Origin of the sequence: Prevotella veroralis DSM 19559 = JCM 6290, assembly GCF_000377625.1 — a bacterium.
Classification (GTDB): Bacteria; Bacteroidota; Bacteroidia; order Bacteroidales; family Bacteroidaceae; genus Prevotella; species Prevotella veroralis.
Genome location: NZ_KB898333.1, coordinates 66,042 through 83,641 on the forward strand (window position 1 = coordinate 66,042; position 17,600 = coordinate 83,641).

Consider the following 17,600-nt stretch of genomic DNA (forward strand, 5'->3'; position numbering starts at 1 on the left):
GTTGAGAATAAAGTAAGCCTTATTGAGTCTTCCGAACCATCTATCTCTAATACTCAAAGCACTCTCCACAACTGTAATCATTTGTTATCATCCTTGTGACAATCCGTTATCACCATTGTGATACTCGATTATCACTATTGTGATACGCCGTTATAACTATTGTGATAATTACTTTGGAATAGAGTCACCTGCCATCTCTGCTGGTGTAGGAGGAGCCATTGAAGCATTTGGCGTAGTACCTGGTGCATCGTTCATCGGTGCATTTGCGGGTTCAGCCATACCATTCATTTCCTTTTGAGCCTGCAAGAATTCAGCATAAAAAGACTTTATCTCGGGGTTGTTTTTAAAGTTATCTGTGGCCTTAGCCATGATGAACTCGACCCAAGAAGGCAGTTGATTAACAGCATTAGCATACATATAATCATTCATCCAAACAGGGTAGGCATCAGGCGTAGTATCGTATGATATGCGTGTCATAAAGCACCACGGACCTAACACGTTATCAAAGTTTTCAGTGACAAACTTAGTGAATAGCTTGTCACTCTTCGCATAGACGCCCAGTGCTTTCTTAATAAGTTGAGCGTTGATAGCCGCTTCGTCATGTCCATTCAGTATCGCCGCACTCTCCTCATGATCAATCTCTCCGTATTGATTTCGTAGTTGAGTAAACTTCGTCCAGAAGTCATTTAACCTATCATTCAATGGTGTTCCACTAACGCGCTGTTGGGTGTTGTCCAACTTAACTACTATATCTCCACCTTCAATAACAATGGGGAATTGGAGGTTAATATCATCCATAAACACCTGCGCAACCCTAACTGAATCAATCGTACCATGGAATGAGAACTGTCCATGAACGACGTCACATGAATCCAAGTTAACCAACGAGTCTGCCTTATCCACCTTGAGATAGAGCTTCCGACCATCTAAACTTGAGACGTTAGAAGTGCCTTGTATATTGAAAGAACTTCCACAAGAAGTGCAAGTGATAAGCGTTAAAAGTGCGTAAAGAACTTTATTCATAGGTCATTAAATGGTTCCGTTTTGACAAAAGTACAATGTATAATTGATGCCAAGAAACATTTTTATTCAAATTAAAACTATCTATTCCTCTTTTAGACTTTTTTAGTTACTTGCCTCGTTAAGTTCCTTTTTTAGCTCATAACTAATACGATGTGACGTGTACATCTCTAGGATTGCTGAGATTAAAAGGAGTATCACCCAGTTGTGATGAAAGATGTTTACGTAAGTAGTGTAACCCTCTGCTGTATTAGAGAATACTGGTCGAAGGAACATATAAGAGTCCTCCACCATAAAGAATCCGGCAATGATAAAGCCCAAGCCAGCAATAGTCATTATCTTACGCAAGCGACGAATAGCCTGTGAAGTGCCCTCATATCGTTGGCGAGACTGCATTAGGACGAAAGAGAGCGCACCGACAAGCATTACCCAACATACAATGCTTTGGGCAATAAAGAAAGCATACAGCCCAGCACCTGCAACCATTGTTATTCCACCAAGAAGATATATTATTGATTCAAGTTTACTCAGTTGTCTCATACTTTTGGGTATTATCAGGCTGTTCATCATCGCTTAGAACGAAGATATCTTCATCATCCGCCTTCATGAAATAACGCTCCCTTGCGATGCGAGCAATCGCTTTCGGGTCACGCTTTAAGTCCTTTAGTTGTTGGGTATCATGCTGGTATTGCCTATCATACTTTTGGATTTCTGCTTTCAAATCATCAATTTGGTAGGCATATTCTATGCGCTTCATAAAGCTATTTTCATCCAAGACTCCTACAATGAGAACGCCCAAGAGGATAACAATATGAAACTTGAACCGACTTAGAAAGCCAAGTATATGTCCAGTAATCTTGCTCACTTATAATTCAATTTTGTGCAAAAGTAAGGAAAAGATTGCACATGTTGGCATGTAGCAAACAGATTTTTAGCAAATTAACAATTTAATAACTCGGGTCTAACATAGTCTTTTCTCAACTTTTATTACCTTTGCATTACGAATTAGAAAATATGACTTATGGATGAATATATCGTCTCGGCGCGTAAGTATCGGCCGATGTCCTTCGATTCTGTCGTTGGTCAACAGGCATTGACAACAACGCTGAAGAATGCTGTAAAAAGTGGTAAATTGGCTCATGCCTATCTCTTTTGTGGACCGCGAGGAGTGGGTAAGACGACCTGTGCACGTATCTTTGCAAAGGCAATCAACTGCGAGCATCCCACCAAAGAAGGCGAAGCCTGCAACGAATGTGAGAGCTGTAAAGCATTCACCGAAGGGCGTAGTTACAACATATTTGAGCTTGATGCAGCAAGTAACAACTCGGTTGAGAACATCAAAACACTTATGGAGCAGACCCGTATTCCACCACAGGTTGGACGCTACAAAGTGTTTATCATCGATGAAGTTCACATGTTATCAACAGCTGCCTTTAACGCGTTTCTCAAGACCTTGGAGGAACCTCCTGCACACGTAATCTTCATCCTTGCGACCACTGAAAAGCATAAGATCTTACCAACCATATTGTCTCGTTGCCAGATCTATGACTTCGAACGCATGACAGTTCCTAATATCATCAACCACTTAAAGGCTGTTGCTGAGAAAGAGAACATACAATATGAGGAGCAAGCTCTCAACATCATCGCAGAGAAAGCAGATGGTGGTATGCGTGATGCACTCTCTATCTTTGATCAAGCTGCAAGTTTCTCGCAAGGCAATATCACCTACCAAAAAGTGATAGAAGACCTCAATGTGCTTGATGAAGACAATTATTTCAACATCATCAATCTTGCTCTTGAGAATAAGGTAAGCGACATTATGGTTCTTCTGAACAATGTTATCAACAAAGGATTTGATGGCGGTCACCTCATCAATGGACTTGCTTCGCACGTTCGCAACGTATTGATGGCAAAGGATGCACAAACTCTTCCATTGTTAGAGGTTAGCGAACAACAACGCAAACGATACCAAGAGCAGGCGCAGAAGAGCCCTACTCTCTTCCTATATAATGCTTTGAAGATTATGAACCGATGTGATGTTGAATATCGACAAAGCTCTAATAAGCGTTTACTCGTTGAACTCACGCTCATCCAAGTAGCGCAGATAACACAGAAGGACGATGATGTCCCAGCCTCGGGGCGTAGCCCTAAACGATTAAAATCCCTGTTCAAGAATCTTATTGTAAAGGCTCAACAGAAACCAACTCAGCAGGTGGTTGGGAGCCTTAAACATCATCATGAGGCGTCTCACAAGTCAACTGACAAAGAGGCATCTGTAGCCATTGCACCCTCTTCCAACAGCTCTTCTAAAGAGTCAACAGCCAATCAGAGCGGCGCAGCTGTCGTCGCCCATGGTTTACCCACATCAATTAACTTAGGCGGAATGGGGCTTTCGGTCAGCAACTTACTCAAAGGAGAAGAACGAAAGAAAGCTAACACCAACGAACCAGAAGTAACCAACAAAGAGGAGAAAGAGGAGTTTTCTCAACAAGAACTCATTGTACAATGGCGTGCAATGTGCAAACGTATGCCTAACGGGATGCAAGCTCTTGCACAGCGCATGGGCAATATCACCCCTACAATAACAGCCTTCCCGAATATTCAGATACTTGCTGAAAACAACATCCAACTCAATGAGTTGCTGCCTATCAAGGCTCGAATCCGAGCGACATTGGCTAAGTATTTGCACAATGGACAGCTTGAAGTGGACATCAGACTTGCCAAGCAGGAGGAGATCAAACCAATGCTTACACCTCATCAAGAGCTTGAGAAACTCAAAAAAGAGAATCGCCCTGTATCGAAACTCATTGAGGCTTTAGGCTTAGATCTGGCTTAGAATTGTCTTACTGATACTCCGTTCTATCAAAGGAAAATCCTATTAGGGTAAAAGATAATAAAAGACTGAAAAGAAAGAGAGCCTTTCTTGCCATTGAAGAGAGGCTTTCTTCAATGTGAAGGAACGCCCTTCTCTGATAAAGGAAAGCACCTCTTCAATTCTGACTAACAATCAACAGGCTAAGAGAAAGGCTAAAGCAACATAATTAACTAGTATGAACAGCGTCTTAAAAGACCGAACGACAGAAACGTTAAAATAGCGTAATGATATTTGAATTCACCATTATTTCAGTACTTTTGCACGGTATTAGGCAATGAGAAATAAGAGCATTATACTCCTACTATCGTTCGTCATCGTATGTGCGATGGCAAGTGTTCGCATGCCAGTTCCACAACCGAAGAAGGCTAAGAAGGTTAAGGGTAACGTTATCGCAGTGGACAGCTTGCTTAAAGGCAACGTGGGTAACGATCGCAAGGAGATTAAAGAAGACACGCAGGATACCACGAAGATGGACTCTCTTCAGCTGGCTATCTACCATCATAATAAGGTCATTGACGACTCTATCAAGGCTGATAGTATGATGAGACTACGCTCGAATGGAATCAACTCTCCAGTTACTTATTCAGCACAGGACTCTTTGGTCTATGATGCCAGTACGGGAACTGCTTACTTATACGGCGGTTCTAAGGTCGATTATGAGAATATGAAGCTGGCGAGCGATAAGGTGTTTATGAACCTCGACAGCAGTTTGGTGCGTGCAACGGGTACTCCCGACTCAACAGAAGAGGGTGGAATCAAGGGGAAGCCACTCTTTACTATGGGCAAAGATGAGTACAAGAGTGACACAATGGCATTCAACTTCAAATCGAAGAAAGGCTTAATTAAAGGTGTATATACCGCACAACAGGATGGTTTCCTTAGTGGTGAGGTGGGCAAAAGAGACTCTTCTGGGGTGATATACTTACAACATGGACGCTATACAACGTGTGACGACCCTCATCCCGACTTCTATATTGCACTCTCAAGAGCCAAGGTTCGACCAGGAAAAGACGTTGTCTTTGGTCCTGCCTATCTTGTGGTAGCTGACATTCCATTGCCTTTAGCCATCCCTTATGGCTTCTTCCCCTTCTCAAAGAAATACTCCAGTGGCTTCATTATGCCGAGCTATGGTGATGAAATGGATCGTGGTTTCTATCTCCGCGATGGTGGTTATTACTTCGCAATAAGCGATAAGTGGGACTTAAAACTATTGGGGGAAATTTACACCAAAGGCTCTTGGGGACTATCAGCAGCCAGCAACTACCGCAAACGTTATCGTTATTCGGGTTCGTTCTTGTTTAGTTATCAAGACTCAAAGACGGGTGATAAGGGCTTACCAGACTACTCCGAACAGGAGAGCTTTAAGATTCAATGGAACCATAGACAGGATCCGAAAGCGAATCCATACAGCTCTCTTGCTGCCAGCGTGAACTTTGCTACGTCAAGTTATGAGCGTAACAACCTCAATAGCTTATACAACCCACAGACCTTAACACAGTCTACTCGTACTTCTTCTGTTAGCTGGAGTACAACTTTCTCAAGCATAGGTTTGTCACTAAGTGCTACCACAAACCTATCGCAGAACATGCGTGATAACACCATACAAATGACCCTCCCCGACTTGAATATCAGCCTAAGTCGCTTCTATCCATTCAAGCGGAAGCATGCTGTGGGTAAGGAGCGTTGGTATGAGAAAGTATCTATGAGTTATACTGGACAGTTATCTAACTCGATCACAACTAACGAGGATAAACTACTGCACTCGAACCTCTTTAAGGACTGGCGGAACGGCTTCCAACACACGATTCCAGTACAGGCTAACTTCACCTTATTTAATTATATCAACGTTACACCATCATTCAATTTCGTTGACCGAATGTATTCAAAGAAGGTGAATCGCTCGTGGGATGCAATCCATCAGACGGAGGTGAAGGATACAACATACGGTTTCCACAATATTTATAATTGGAGTATGAGCGTTGGAGCAAGTACGAAGTTATATGGTTTCTGGAAGCCTAGTCGTAAGCTGTTTGGCGATAAGATCCAAGCGATCCGACACGTCATCACCCCTCAAATCTCATTCTCTTATTCCCCTAACTTCGGCTCTCGTCATTATGGTTACTACGATAGTTACCAGTACACGGATGCGAGCGGTAACGTGAAACTCGTTGAGTATTCTCCCTACCAAGAGGAGCTTTATAGCGTACCAGGAAAGACCAAAACGGAGATGATTTCATGGGATGTTAGCAACAATCTGGAGATGAAGATCAAGAGTGACAAGGACTCTACAGGATTCAAGAAGATTAGTCTCATTGATGAGTTGGGAGCGACGATGTCTTACAATGCAGCAACCAATTTCCATCGTTGGAGTGACCTAAGTGTACGACTCCGATTGAAGTGGTGGAAGAATTATACATTCTCTATGAATGCCCAATTCGCTACTTATGCATACGAGTTAGACGCTAGTGGCAAACCATACGTTGGTAACCACACAGAATGGGGATATGGTCGCTTGCCTCGATTCCTGGGTATGTCGCAGAACTTCTCATTCACTCTTAACCCAGAGAAGTTGCGTAAGTGGTTCGGACATAAGGATGATAAGGACGACAACAAGGTTTCAGAAGGAAGCGATGGACCAGATACCAACATCGAATCGAACATGGATGACGACCTCGAAAAAGGTAAATATGCAGCCAAGAAGAAGCGTGGTAACATCGCAGAAACAGATGAGAACGGTTACATGAGATTTAATATGCCATGGTCATTAACCATCGGTTATGGTATCACAATGCGTGAGAATACAGGTGGAAAGTTCAATACGAAGACCATGCGTTACCCTTATAAGTTCACACAGACATTGAATGTCTCAGGGAATATTCGTATCAGTGACGGATGGAACATCAACTTCTCTAGTGGCTATGATTTCGAGAACCACGCCATGAGTATGACGACAGCTAGTCTGTCTCGCGACCTTCACTGCTTCAATATGAGTGCGTCAGTTGTATTGGCACCTTACACCTCTTACAACTTTACTTTCCGTTGTAATGCATCAACACTAACGGATGCCTTGAAGTATGATAAGCGTAGTGGAATCAACAGAGCCATACAATGGTATTAATTTCTATTCGATCGGGAACGAAAGAGAGAACGCTTCCATCTTATCCTAACAAACAACTCAAGCAACGAGGTACATGAGAAGACTGATACAAGCAATTCATATATCATACAAGAGTCGGGATGCTTATGCCGCATTAAGTATGCCAGTATATAATGCGGTTGCCTATGAGTTCGACAATACCCAAGTAATGGTCGATGCTTTCTGTGGACGTATTGATGCCCCAGACTACTCTCGTGTTGAGAACCCAACAGTAACAAATCTGGAGTTGAGAATCAAAGCTTTGACAGGTGCAGAGCGTGTAACGGCTCTTAACTCGGGTATGGCTGACATCAGTAATACAATGTTTGCCATCGTTGAACAAGGTAAAAATGTAATGACATCACGCCATCTCTTTGGTAAATCCTACTCTCTTTTGACACCAACTCTCAAGTGACTATGAGTAGGGACAAGGCTCATCTGGCATTGAATGGCGGTGATATGTTCGATTTTGGAGGTAAAGGTTTCATGCGTTTAAACATCTCCCCTCCTCTTGTTCTATACTGTGTCAAGTATTGAACCAGTTGGCAAATACAATGAGAAATCTATCATATATAAGGAGAAACTGACAAATAGACAAGCGGGATTGTAGCATCATCAAGACTATAGTCCCGCTACTATTAAAAGACACACCACACTTAGAACCACGAGAAAGGATAGAGTTGTTAGTGTGAAGAAAAAACATATAAGTTTATTCCAAATCATTGTATATTACAATAGAAAAGTCTATCTTTGCAATTGACTTACCATACTTGATAAGTAGGAAGACTATACTACCAACCCAATTATCCATCATTTAAAATAAACGCATTGGGTTGTTAAATCCTTAATTATAAACTATAACGGACATACAAGTACGATATGGAGAAGAAAAGAAGAATCGGACTCTTGCCAAGAGTGATTATCGCAATCCTATTAGGTATTGCTTTGGGCTATTTCCTCCCAGCCCCCGCAGTAAGAGTATTCCTCACGTTTAACGGCATTTTTAGCCAATTCCTTGGCTTCATGATTCCATTGATCATTATCGGGCTCGTGACTCCTGCGATTGCAGGAATTGGTAAGGGAGCAGGTAAAATGCTATTAGCAACAGTTGTGATAGCATACGTTGATACTATCGTTGCTGGTAGTTTATCATACGGGACGGGCTCATGGTTATTCCCATCAATGATTGCCTCAACAGGAGGAAGTATGCCCCATATAGACAAGGCGACAGAGTTAGCCCCTTACTTTACTATCAGCATACCAGCAATGGTTGATGTAATGAGTGGGTTGGTATTCTCTTTCATTGTAGGTTTAGGTATTGCTTATGGCGGACTTCGCACGTTGGAGAATGTCTTTAATGAGTTTAAACACATTATAGAAAAGGTGATTGAAAAGGCTATCATCCCTCTCCTACCTTATTATATATTCGGTGTTTTCCTCAATATGACCCATAACGGACAAGCAAGACAGGTGTTATTAGTGTTTTCACAGATTATCATTGTCATCCTTGTTCTGCATGTTCTTATCCTCATTTATGAGTTCTGTATTGCTGGAACCCTTACTAAGCAGAATCCGTTCCGGTTACTATGGAACATGTTACCAGCTTACCTCACAGCATTGGGAACAAGCTCTTCTGCAGCAACGATACCCGTCACGCTGGCACAGACAGAGAAAGCCGGCGTAAGGAAAGAGGTGGCAGGCTTCGTCATTCCCCTTTGTGCTACAATCCACCTCAGTGGCAGTGCGATGAAGATTACCGCATGTGCGCTCACCATCTGTTTATTGACAGGTTTGCCACATGGTATGGGCTTATTCATTTACTTCATACTCATGTTATCCATTATCATGGTGGCTGCACCGGGCGTACCAGGCGGTGCAATCATGGCAGCATTAGCCCCATTAGCTAGCATCTTAGGCTTTAATGACGAGGCACAAGCATTGATGATTGCCCTTTACATTGCGATGGATAGTTTCGGTACTGCCTGCAACGTAACAGGTGATGGAGCAATTGCCATTGCTATTAATAAGCTCTTTAAAAAGAATAAACTATAAAAATATATAGCAAAGATTACCACATTAGACTATCTTAAAAAGATGTTGTACCTTTGCAAGAAAGACAATTAAATATCTGTAAGAACATGGAAATAGTAGAACGATTTATCAACTACACGAAGTTTGACACACAATCGGCAGAAGACTCCGAGACCGTGCCGAGTACTCCCAAACAACTGATTTTTGCGAACTACCTCAAGGATGAGCTTGAGCGTGAAGGACTAAAGGATGTTGAAATAGATGATATGGGGTATATCTATGCAACGCTCCCTTCCAACACGAAGAAGAAAGTTCCAACAATTGGATTCATTTCTCATTACGATACAGCACTCGATGCCAGCGGTGCAAACATCAAGGCTCGTGTCATCAAGAACTACGATGGTGGCGATATACAACTTAACCCAAACATGGTTAGTTCGCCACGTCAATTCCCAGAGCTATTGGAACATAAGGGCGAAGATCTTATAGTTACTGATGGTACAACGCTGTTAGGTGCAGACGACAAGGCTGGTATCGCTGAGATCGTACAGGCTATGTGTTTCTTGCGAGATCACAACGAGATTGAACATGGTGACATCCGCATAGGCTTCAATCCAGATGAAGAAATTGGCAAGGGTGCTCATCACTTTGATGTAGAGAAGTTCGGTTGTGAATGGGGATACACTATTGATGGTGGTGACCTCGGCGAACTCGAATATGAGAACTTCAATGCTGCTGGCGTGAAGATATTGATTCATGGCGTTAGTGTTCACACTGGTTATGCTAAGGGAAGGATGGTCAATGCGAGTCGCTTAGCATGTGAGTTTAATGCGATGATCCCATCAGATGAAATCCCAGAGACTACTGAAGGTTATCAAGGCTTCTATCACCTTATTGGCATAGAGAGCCGTTGTGAAGAGGCAAAGCTAAGCTATATCATTCGTGACCATGACCGAGAGCACTTCGAAGACCGCAAGCGTTTCATTGAGAACTGCGTTAAGAAGATGAATGAGAAGTATGGTGCTGGTACTGTCGAACTAAAGATGAACGACCAATACTACAACATGAAGGAGAAGATTGACCCTAATATGCACGTCATAGAGCTAGTCCTTCGTGCCATGCAACAGGCTAACATTGCTCCAAAGGTACAACCTATTCGTGGCGGTACGGATGGTGCACAGCTTTCTTTCAAAGGATTGCCTTGCCCTAACATCTTCGCGGGTGGCGTTAACTTCCATGGTCCTTACGAGTTTGTATCGGTACAGGTTATGGAGAAAGCCATGCAGGTTATCATTAATATCTGTAGGTTGACTGCGGAGTTTAATGATTGAGATACCCACCCCCTTCCCCTCCCCAAGGGAGGGGGGATTGAGATGTTCTAAGGGACATGAGTAAGATGTCAACTAGAATAAGAGCGTATTTTTACAATAAATAAAACAACCTATCATTCCTTTATCTATGGCGATAAGCAGGAATGAAATCCTTTTTCTAAATTCTATGAATCGCTACGAAACAACAGATGCGTCGACTTACTATCTTTTACTTGAGCATGCGAGGAGGATGAGGAACAACCCCACTGAAGCAGAGAAGATTCTTTGGAAGTATCTTGCAAGTAATAGGATGGGAGTTCACTTCCGACAACAACATCCAATATATGGCTACATTCCCGACTTTGTATGCCTCAAGCAGAAACTCATTATAGAGTTAGATGGAGGATACCACTTGGTTGGAGAGCAACCACAAATGGATAAGGAACGCACTGAATGGCTAAGTAAAGAAGGTTATCGGGTTATCCGCTTCACTAATAAAGATGTATTCAATCGACTGGATGAGGTGCTGGATAAAATTGCAGAAGAGCTAGAAAATGCTAGCAAATGAGTTTAAAGAAGATCGTAAATAAGCTTAAAGAAGAGAACAAATAAGTGTAAAGGAACTCTGCAAATATACTCTATGATGTGAGCAAATATGCTCAATAAAGAAAGCAAATATGCTCAACGTTAAAAGCAAATATACTCAATAACGAGAGCAAATACACTCCCGTTTCTCACATTGTCTCCCACTGATAGGAGATTGAAGGATAGCCACAGATAAGCAACCGCCTATACCATCTTAATATACATATAAACAACAACCAACACCACATATCAAGCCCTCCTCCCTTAGGGAGGAGCTGGGGGTGGGTAAAACATATATGGCAGAACTACCATCACTCGTCAAAGACCTTGCACTGATACTTGTTGTAGCAGGGTTTGTAACACTATTATTCAAGAAACTAAAGCAACCCTTAGTACTGGGATACATTGTTGCTGGATTCTTGGTATCGCCTCACATGCCTTATCTGATGAGCGTTGTCGATAAGGCCAACATACACACATGGGCAGATATAGGTGTTATTTTCCTATTATTTGCATTGGGTTTAGACTTCTCCATAAAGAAGATACTCAAGATGGGAGCATCCCCCATCATCGCAGCCAGTACCATTATCCTCTGTATGATAACCTTAGGTATCGTCGTGGGATATAGTTTTGGATGGAAAGAGATGGACTGCATCTTCCTTGGCGGAATGCTTGCTATCAGCTCCACCACCATTATCTATAAGGCACTCAACGATATGGGACTCACACAGCAAGGTTTCGTTCCCACGGTGATGAGTGTTCTCATCCTTGAAGACATCCTTGCCATTGTGATGATGGTAATGCTTAGTACGATAGCCAGTGGCACCAACCTTAATGGTGTGCAACTCTTCGGTAGCATAGCCAAGATAGGTTTCTTCCTTGTATTATGGTTTGTTATCGGACTCTTCGCAATACCTCTTTTTCTTCGTTCCACACGCAAACTCCTTAATAGCGAGACCCTCCTTGTTGTGTCATTGGGCTTATGTTGCCTCATGGCAGTTATATCCACACAGGTTGGATTCAGTGCCGCTTTTGGTGCATTTGTTATGGGAAGTATCTTGGCAGAGACTATCGAAGCAGATAAAATCATTCGACTCGTCGACCCTGTCAAGAACCTCTTTGGTGCTATCTTCTTCGTATCGGTTGGAATGTTGGTCGACCCACATATCCTCATCAGCTATGCCGTCCCCATCCTCTTACTCGTTCTGACCATCCTCTTGGGGCAAGCCATCTTCGGCACAATAGGCTTCCTGCTCGGCGGTCAATCGCTGAAAAATGCAATGCGTTGTGGTTTCTCCATGGCACAAATTGGCGAGTTCGCCTTTATCATTGCCTCCTTTGGACTTTCCCTGCATGTTATCAGTGACCACCTCTATCCAGTAGTTGTTGCCGTATCGGTTATTACCACCTTCCTCACGCCTTATATGATACGTGCAGCCGAGCCAAGCTACAACTTCATCATAGAACACTTGCCGAAGAAGTGGGTGCGTCGTATCAATCACATCCAAACGGAAACTCCTGATGAGAATACAACTGGGCATAATCAATGGCATGAACTCATCAAGAAGATGCTGACGAACACGGTTATCTATGGTATTCTCTCGGCTGCCGTTATAGCAATCATGTTCTCCCTCACGCTTCCAATCTGTAGGAAGTTCTCTGTTGAATGGACAGGCACGCATTGGGCTGGTAATGCTGTTTGCGGACTATTAACCATTGCTCTCATCTCTCCTTTCTTGCGTTCCATAGTGATGAAGCAGAACCATTCTGAAGCCTTCAAAGCACTATGGATGGATAGGCGGATCAACCGATTGCCACTCATAGCAACCATTCTTGCACGTGTCGTCATTGCTATCAGTTTCATCTTCTACGTCTGCAACTATCTCACACGATTCCAGCATGCGTTCATTATTGCCATCGCTATCGGTGCGCTCATTCTCATGTTGCTATCAAGGCGACTGAAGGAAAGGAGTATCAAATTAGAACGTCTCTTCATACAGAACCTACGAAGTAGGGACATCGAAGCACAGGTGAAGGGTAAGAAGAAGCCGCTCTTTGCCGACCATCTCATTGACCGTGATATTCATATCAGTAACTTCAACCTACCAGAAGACTCGCTATGGGCTGGTAAGACATTACGAAGTCTGCGCCTCCGCAATCGCTTTGGCGTGCATATCAGTAGTATTCTTCGTGGCTCGCTACGCCTCAACATCCCTAATGGCGAAACGATCCTCTTCCCTGGTGACACGCTTCAAGCCATTGGAAACGATGAACAGTTAACGGCACTATCAAGAGCCATCAAGTCTGAACAGCAGCCCGAAGACACCGAGATAGAGAAGCGAGAAATGAAGCTCCGCCGCGTCACCTTATCAGAATCTAGCCCTTTCATTGGCAAAACCCTCAAAGAGAGTGGCATCCGAGATAAGTATAACTGCATGGTAGTTGGTGTCGATGAAGGGCAAGATAACCTAACCCTCATCACTCCTTCCCGCTGTTTACAGGCTGGAGATGTACTGTGGATAGTTGGCGAAGAAAGCAATTTGGCGAAGATACTAACGCTGAATTGAATACCTCAACAAGCCCCCTCCGAAGTAGGGGATGTGCCAGGAAGGCTTATTTATATGTGTAAGGGAGGACAAACGAGGATATCTATTCACCCTTACGTACCAGTCTTTTGACGCACTACTAATACTTTGAAACCAGTTCTAACTTAGTATTCAACTGTATTCCTATAAACTCTATCGTGTTCTACAAGTTTGTATAACGAATTATACAGACGTGTATAGTAGATTATACAAACGTGTATAATTGATTATACAGGCGTGTATAATTGATTATACAAACTTGTAGAACACGGTCAATAAAGGCTACATACGAGTCTTATATAAGTAGAACTACCATTCAAGTGTAAGCATCCTTTCATTGAAGAGAGGCTTCCTTTGCATTGAAGAGAGGCTTTCTTCGACCAGAGAAGAGGCTTTCCTTGATAGCAAGAGAGCCTCTTCTTGTTGAATCCATACGCATTTCAAGCCTTACTGTCTGTACTTTTTTGTAACTTTGCAGGCACAACGCACAAGCGATGAAGATACAAGACATACAAAAACTATATGCTACCTTGCCACAGGTGGGGGCGATAACAAAGATACAAGAAGACCAACAAGTGAGGAGCATCTTCCTGCAAGGATTAGTGGCATCAGCCGCTCCTATGTTCTTTGCAGCTATAGCCGAACGATGGAAGAAGACGATTGTCTTCGTACTTAATGATAATGAGGAAGCAGGCTATTTCTATAATGACTTAAAGACAATTACTATGCCCGAAGACGGTACGAGCGACACGGCTGAGGTGCTCTTCTTCCCCTCGTCCTATCGTCGTGCAGTCAAGTATGGGCAGAGGGATGCGGGGAATGAAATCCTGCGAACAGAGGTGCTCACACGCTTATCGGCATTGGCTACGGAGAAAGGGACGGCTAACAGGCTCCCACTCTATATTGTCACCGACCCCTCGGCACTATCCGAGCAGGTTGTATCGAAGCGGCAGTTGGATGAACGACACCTCTCGCTCTCTGTCAATCAGCACATTGATATCGTTGAGGTAGAGAAGACCTTGCGCTCATTCGGCTTCACGGAAACCGATTATGTGTATGAGCCCGGACAATTCGCTGTGCGTGGTAGTATCATTGATGTTTATTCCTACTCTGGTGAACTGCCCTATCGTATCGACTTCTTTGGCGATGACATAGAAACGATTCGCACTTTTGAAGTAGAGAGCCAGTTATCAAGTAAGAAGTTAGAACACATAGAGGTTGTACCCGAACTGGCTACTCTGTTAGAAGAGAAAGTGCCGTTCCTTCACTTCTTGCCATCCGATAGTTTCCTTGCGTTCAAAGACTTCCTTTATGTGCGTGATGCTATCGAAAACATTTATAAAGAGGGCTTCACTGCACAAGCGTTAACAGCACAAAGGGAGGGAAAGACTGAGGTGGAACAGCACGAACTGGAGCAGGCGTTCCGTAAAGAAGGGCAACTCATCACAGCATCGCACTTTATGAATGAGGCTCTAAACTATCGTCGCATAGAGTTCGGTGTGACCCATTCTATCAGTGAGACTGCCAAGAAAGAAGATGGTCAGCACGTAACGATTCAATTCAATACAACCGCTCAACCGCTATTTCATAAGAACTTCGATTTGCTGTCGGAGACGCTCCGTGACTATCTTCTGCAGGGTTACAAACTATACATCTTTGCGGATAGTGAGAAGCAAACAATACGCCTGAAAGATATATTCGAATCGTTATCTAACTCGGATATGGCACACGATTCGGAGAATCTGTCAGTCGTTGAAGCTACTACCAATAGCCAAGGTGAAACCAAAGTTAGGGCTTTGCCATTCACTCCTGTTAACCGAACAATACACGAGGGATTCGTTGATAATACCTTAAAAGTATGTTTCTTCACAGATCATCAGATATTCGATAGATTCCATAAGTACAACCTCAAGTCTGATAAAGCACGTCAGGGCAAGATGGCACTGACGATGAAAGAACTGCAAGAGATGGAGCCTGGCGACTTTCTTGTGCATGTTGACTTTGGTATCGGTAAGTTTGCTGGACTCGTCCGAGTGCCTACAGGCGATTCATATCAGGAAGTGATCCGCCTCGTTTATCAGCATAATGACATCGTGGATGTGTCTATTCACTCCCTTTATAAGATTAGTAAGTATCGCAGAGGCAATTCTGGTGAACCTCCATTGCTATCTGTCTTGGGCTCTGGAGCATGGGATAGACTGAAGGAGAGAGCGAAGAAACGAATCAAAGATCTTGCCCGTGACCTTATCAAACTATATGCAAAACGCCGCAGAGAAAAGGGCTTTGCTTTCTCGCCCGACTCGTTTATGCAACATGAATTGGAGGCTTCGTTCTTATATGAAGATACGCCCGACCAGCTAAAGGCAACGCAGGAACTGAAGCAGGATATGGAGAGTGCGCGCCCTATGGATCGACTGGTTTGTGGCGATGTGGGCTTTGGTAAGACCGAAGTCGCTATACGTGCTGCCTTCAAAGCTGCTGTAGATAACAAGCAAGTGGCGGTCTTAGTACCTACCACAGTATTGGCATTTCAGCATTATCAAACATTCAAGAAGCGATTGAAGGATATGCCTGTTCGGGTGGATTACCTATCCCGTGCCCGTAGTGCAAAGCAAACGAAGCAGGTGATAGAAGACCTTGCCGAAGGGAAAATAAACATCCTTGTGGGTACGCATAAACTGATTGGTAAGACCGTAAAGTGGCATGACTTAGGACTGCTTATCATTGATGAGGAACAGAAGTTCGGAGTGACTACAAAGGAGAAGTTACGCCAGTTGAAGACGAATGTAGATACGCTCACGATGTCGGCAACACCTATCCCACGAACGTTGCAGTTCTCTTTGATGGGCGCACGTGACATGAGTATCATGCGCACACCACCGCCCAATAGATATCCAATTCAGACCGAGATCGCCTCGTTCTCACATGAGGTAATAGCCGATGCGATTAACTTCGAGATGAGTCGCAATGGTCAGGTGTATTTCGTGAATGACCGCGTTGGTAATCTTCCAGAGATAGCTAATCTTATTAAGAAGTATGTCCCAGACTGCCGCGTGGCAATAGGACATGGGCAGATGAAGCCTGAGGAACTAGAAAAAATTATCATGGGATTCATGAATTATGACTATGATGTGTTGCTATCAACCACTATCGTGGAGAATGGAATTGATATTTCTAACGCAAATACCATAATCATTAATGAGGCTCATCGGTTCGGATTGTCTGACTTGCATCAGATGCGTGGTCGTGTGGGACGCTCTAATAAGAAGGCATTCTGCTATCTTCTTGCTCCACCATTGGCTGCGCTTAACTCTGAGGCACGCCGTAGATTGCTGGCTTTGGAGACTTTCTCCGACTTAGGGAGCGGTTTTAATCTTGCGATGCAGGACCTTGATATTCGTGGTGCGGGTAATCTGCTGGGCTCGGAACAGAGTGGCTTTATGGAGGATCTGGGCTATGAAACCTATCAAAAGATACTTAGTCAGGCAGTCACCGAACTGAAGAATGATGAGTTTCAAGACCTTTATGCGGAGGAAATGAACGAAGGAAAGCAAATAACGGGAGATGACTTTATAGATGATTGCGCCGTTGAGAGCGACTTAGAGATGTACTTCCCAGACAACTATGTGCCCGGTAGTTCGGAGCGAATGTTGCTTTATCGCGAATTAGATAACATTGAGAAAGATGAGGACTTAGAGGCTTATCGCCAACGTCTGATAGACCGCTTCGGTCCTGTTCCACGTCAAGGTGAGGAGTTAATGCAGGTTGTTGCGCTACGACGCATAGGCAAGCGATTGGGTTGCGAGAAGATTATTCTCAAGCAAGAACGTATGCAGATGCAGTTTGTCTCTAATCCCAACAGCATGTACTATCAAAGTGCTACCTTCGGTAAGGTACTTAATTACATCGGTTATCATCCCCGCCAGTGTAACTTGAAAGAGAAGAATGGCAAGCGATCTATGGTAGTTAGCGATGTGAAGAGTGTTGAGCAGGCAGTGAAAGTATTGAGAGAGATCGACAAAGAGAATAATGACTTCTCTACCAAACAGAAACGCTAA

The 17,600-nt window shown here is 43.5% G+C and carries 10 protein-coding genes and 1 pseudogene; 8 read left to right on the forward strand and 3 right to left on the reverse strand.

Going from position 1 to position 17,600, the window contains the following annotated elements:
* Window positions 1-168: 168 nt before the first annotated feature.
* The 3 genes from D464_RS0108870 to D464_RS0108880 all read right to left on the reverse strand — a co-directional run bounded on the left by D464_RS0108870 (window position 169) and on the right by D464_RS0108880 (window position 1,885).
* A complete protein-coding gene (locus D464_RS0108870; RefSeq protein WP_018911086.1) occupies window positions 169-1,023 on the reverse strand; it encodes a DUF4369 domain-containing protein in 855 nt (284 codons plus the stop codon).
* 102 nt (window positions 1,024-1,125) lie between these two features.
* Complete coding sequence (locus D464_RS0108875; RefSeq protein ID WP_018911087.1) at window positions 1,126-1,560, reverse strand: hypothetical protein; 435 nt, start codon at window positions 1,558-1,560, stop codon at window positions 1,126-1,128.
* Window positions 1,544-1,885, reverse strand: coding sequence for an FtsB family cell division protein (locus D464_RS0108880; protein ID WP_004382523.1), 342 nt, complete (start codon window positions 1,883-1,885; stop codon window positions 1,544-1,546). Before D464_RS0108880 ends, D464_RS0108875 begins: the two co-directional genes overlap by 17 nt.
* Before the next feature lie 156 nt (window positions 1,886-2,041).
* On the opposite strand from D464_RS0108880, the gene D464_RS0108885 reads away from it, so the two are divergent.
* The 8 genes and pseudogenes from D464_RS0108885 to mfd all read left to right on the forward strand — a co-directional run bounded on the left by D464_RS0108885 (window position 2,042) and on the right by mfd (window position 17,600).
* Window positions 2,042-3,856, forward strand: a complete 1,815-nt coding sequence (locus D464_RS0108885; RefSeq protein ID WP_018911088.1) for a DNA polymerase III subunit gamma/tau — start codon at window positions 2,042-2,044, stop codon at window positions 3,854-3,856.
* Between the two features lie 313 nt (window positions 3,857-4,169).
* The gene (locus D464_RS0108890) at window positions 4,170-7,013 is read left to right on the forward strand and encodes a putative LPS assembly protein LptD (RefSeq protein WP_018911089.1); all 2,844 of its coding nucleotides are present in this window, start codon (window positions 4,170-4,172) and stop codon (window positions 7,011-7,013) included.
* A gap of 73 nt (window positions 7,014-7,086) precedes the next feature.
* A pseudogene (locus D464_RS0108895) lies at window positions 7,087-7,443 on the forward strand (PLP-dependent transferase); the annotation flags it as partial.
* A 467-nt stretch (window positions 7,444-7,910) separates the two neighbouring features.
* Window positions 7,911-9,083, forward strand: coding sequence for a dicarboxylate/amino acid:cation symporter (locus tag D464_RS0108905; protein ID WP_018911091.1), 1,173 nt, complete (start codon window positions 7,911-7,913; stop codon window positions 9,081-9,083).
* Window positions 9,084-9,169: 86 nt separating this feature from the next.
* Window positions 9,170-10,393 (forward strand): peptidase T, encoded by a 1,224-nt coding sequence (pepT, locus tag D464_RS0108910; RefSeq protein ID WP_018911092.1) that lies wholly within the window; start codon window positions 9,170-9,172, stop codon window positions 10,391-10,393.
* A 166-nt stretch (window positions 10,394-10,559) separates the two neighbouring features.
* A complete protein-coding gene (locus tag D464_RS0108915) occupies window positions 10,560-10,940 on the forward strand; it encodes an endonuclease domain-containing protein (protein WP_018911093.1) in 381 nt (126 codons plus the stop codon).
* Between the two features lie 313 nt (window positions 10,941-11,253).
* Entirely contained in the window at window positions 11,254-13,524 is a 2,271-nt protein-coding gene (locus D464_RS0108920; RefSeq protein WP_018911094.1) for a cation:proton antiporter, read from the forward strand.
* Between the two features lie 512 nt (window positions 13,525-14,036).
* Window positions 14,037-17,600, forward strand: coding sequence for a transcription-repair coupling factor (mfd, locus tag D464_RS0108930; protein WP_018911095.1), 3,564 nt, complete (start codon window positions 14,037-14,039; stop codon window positions 17,598-17,600).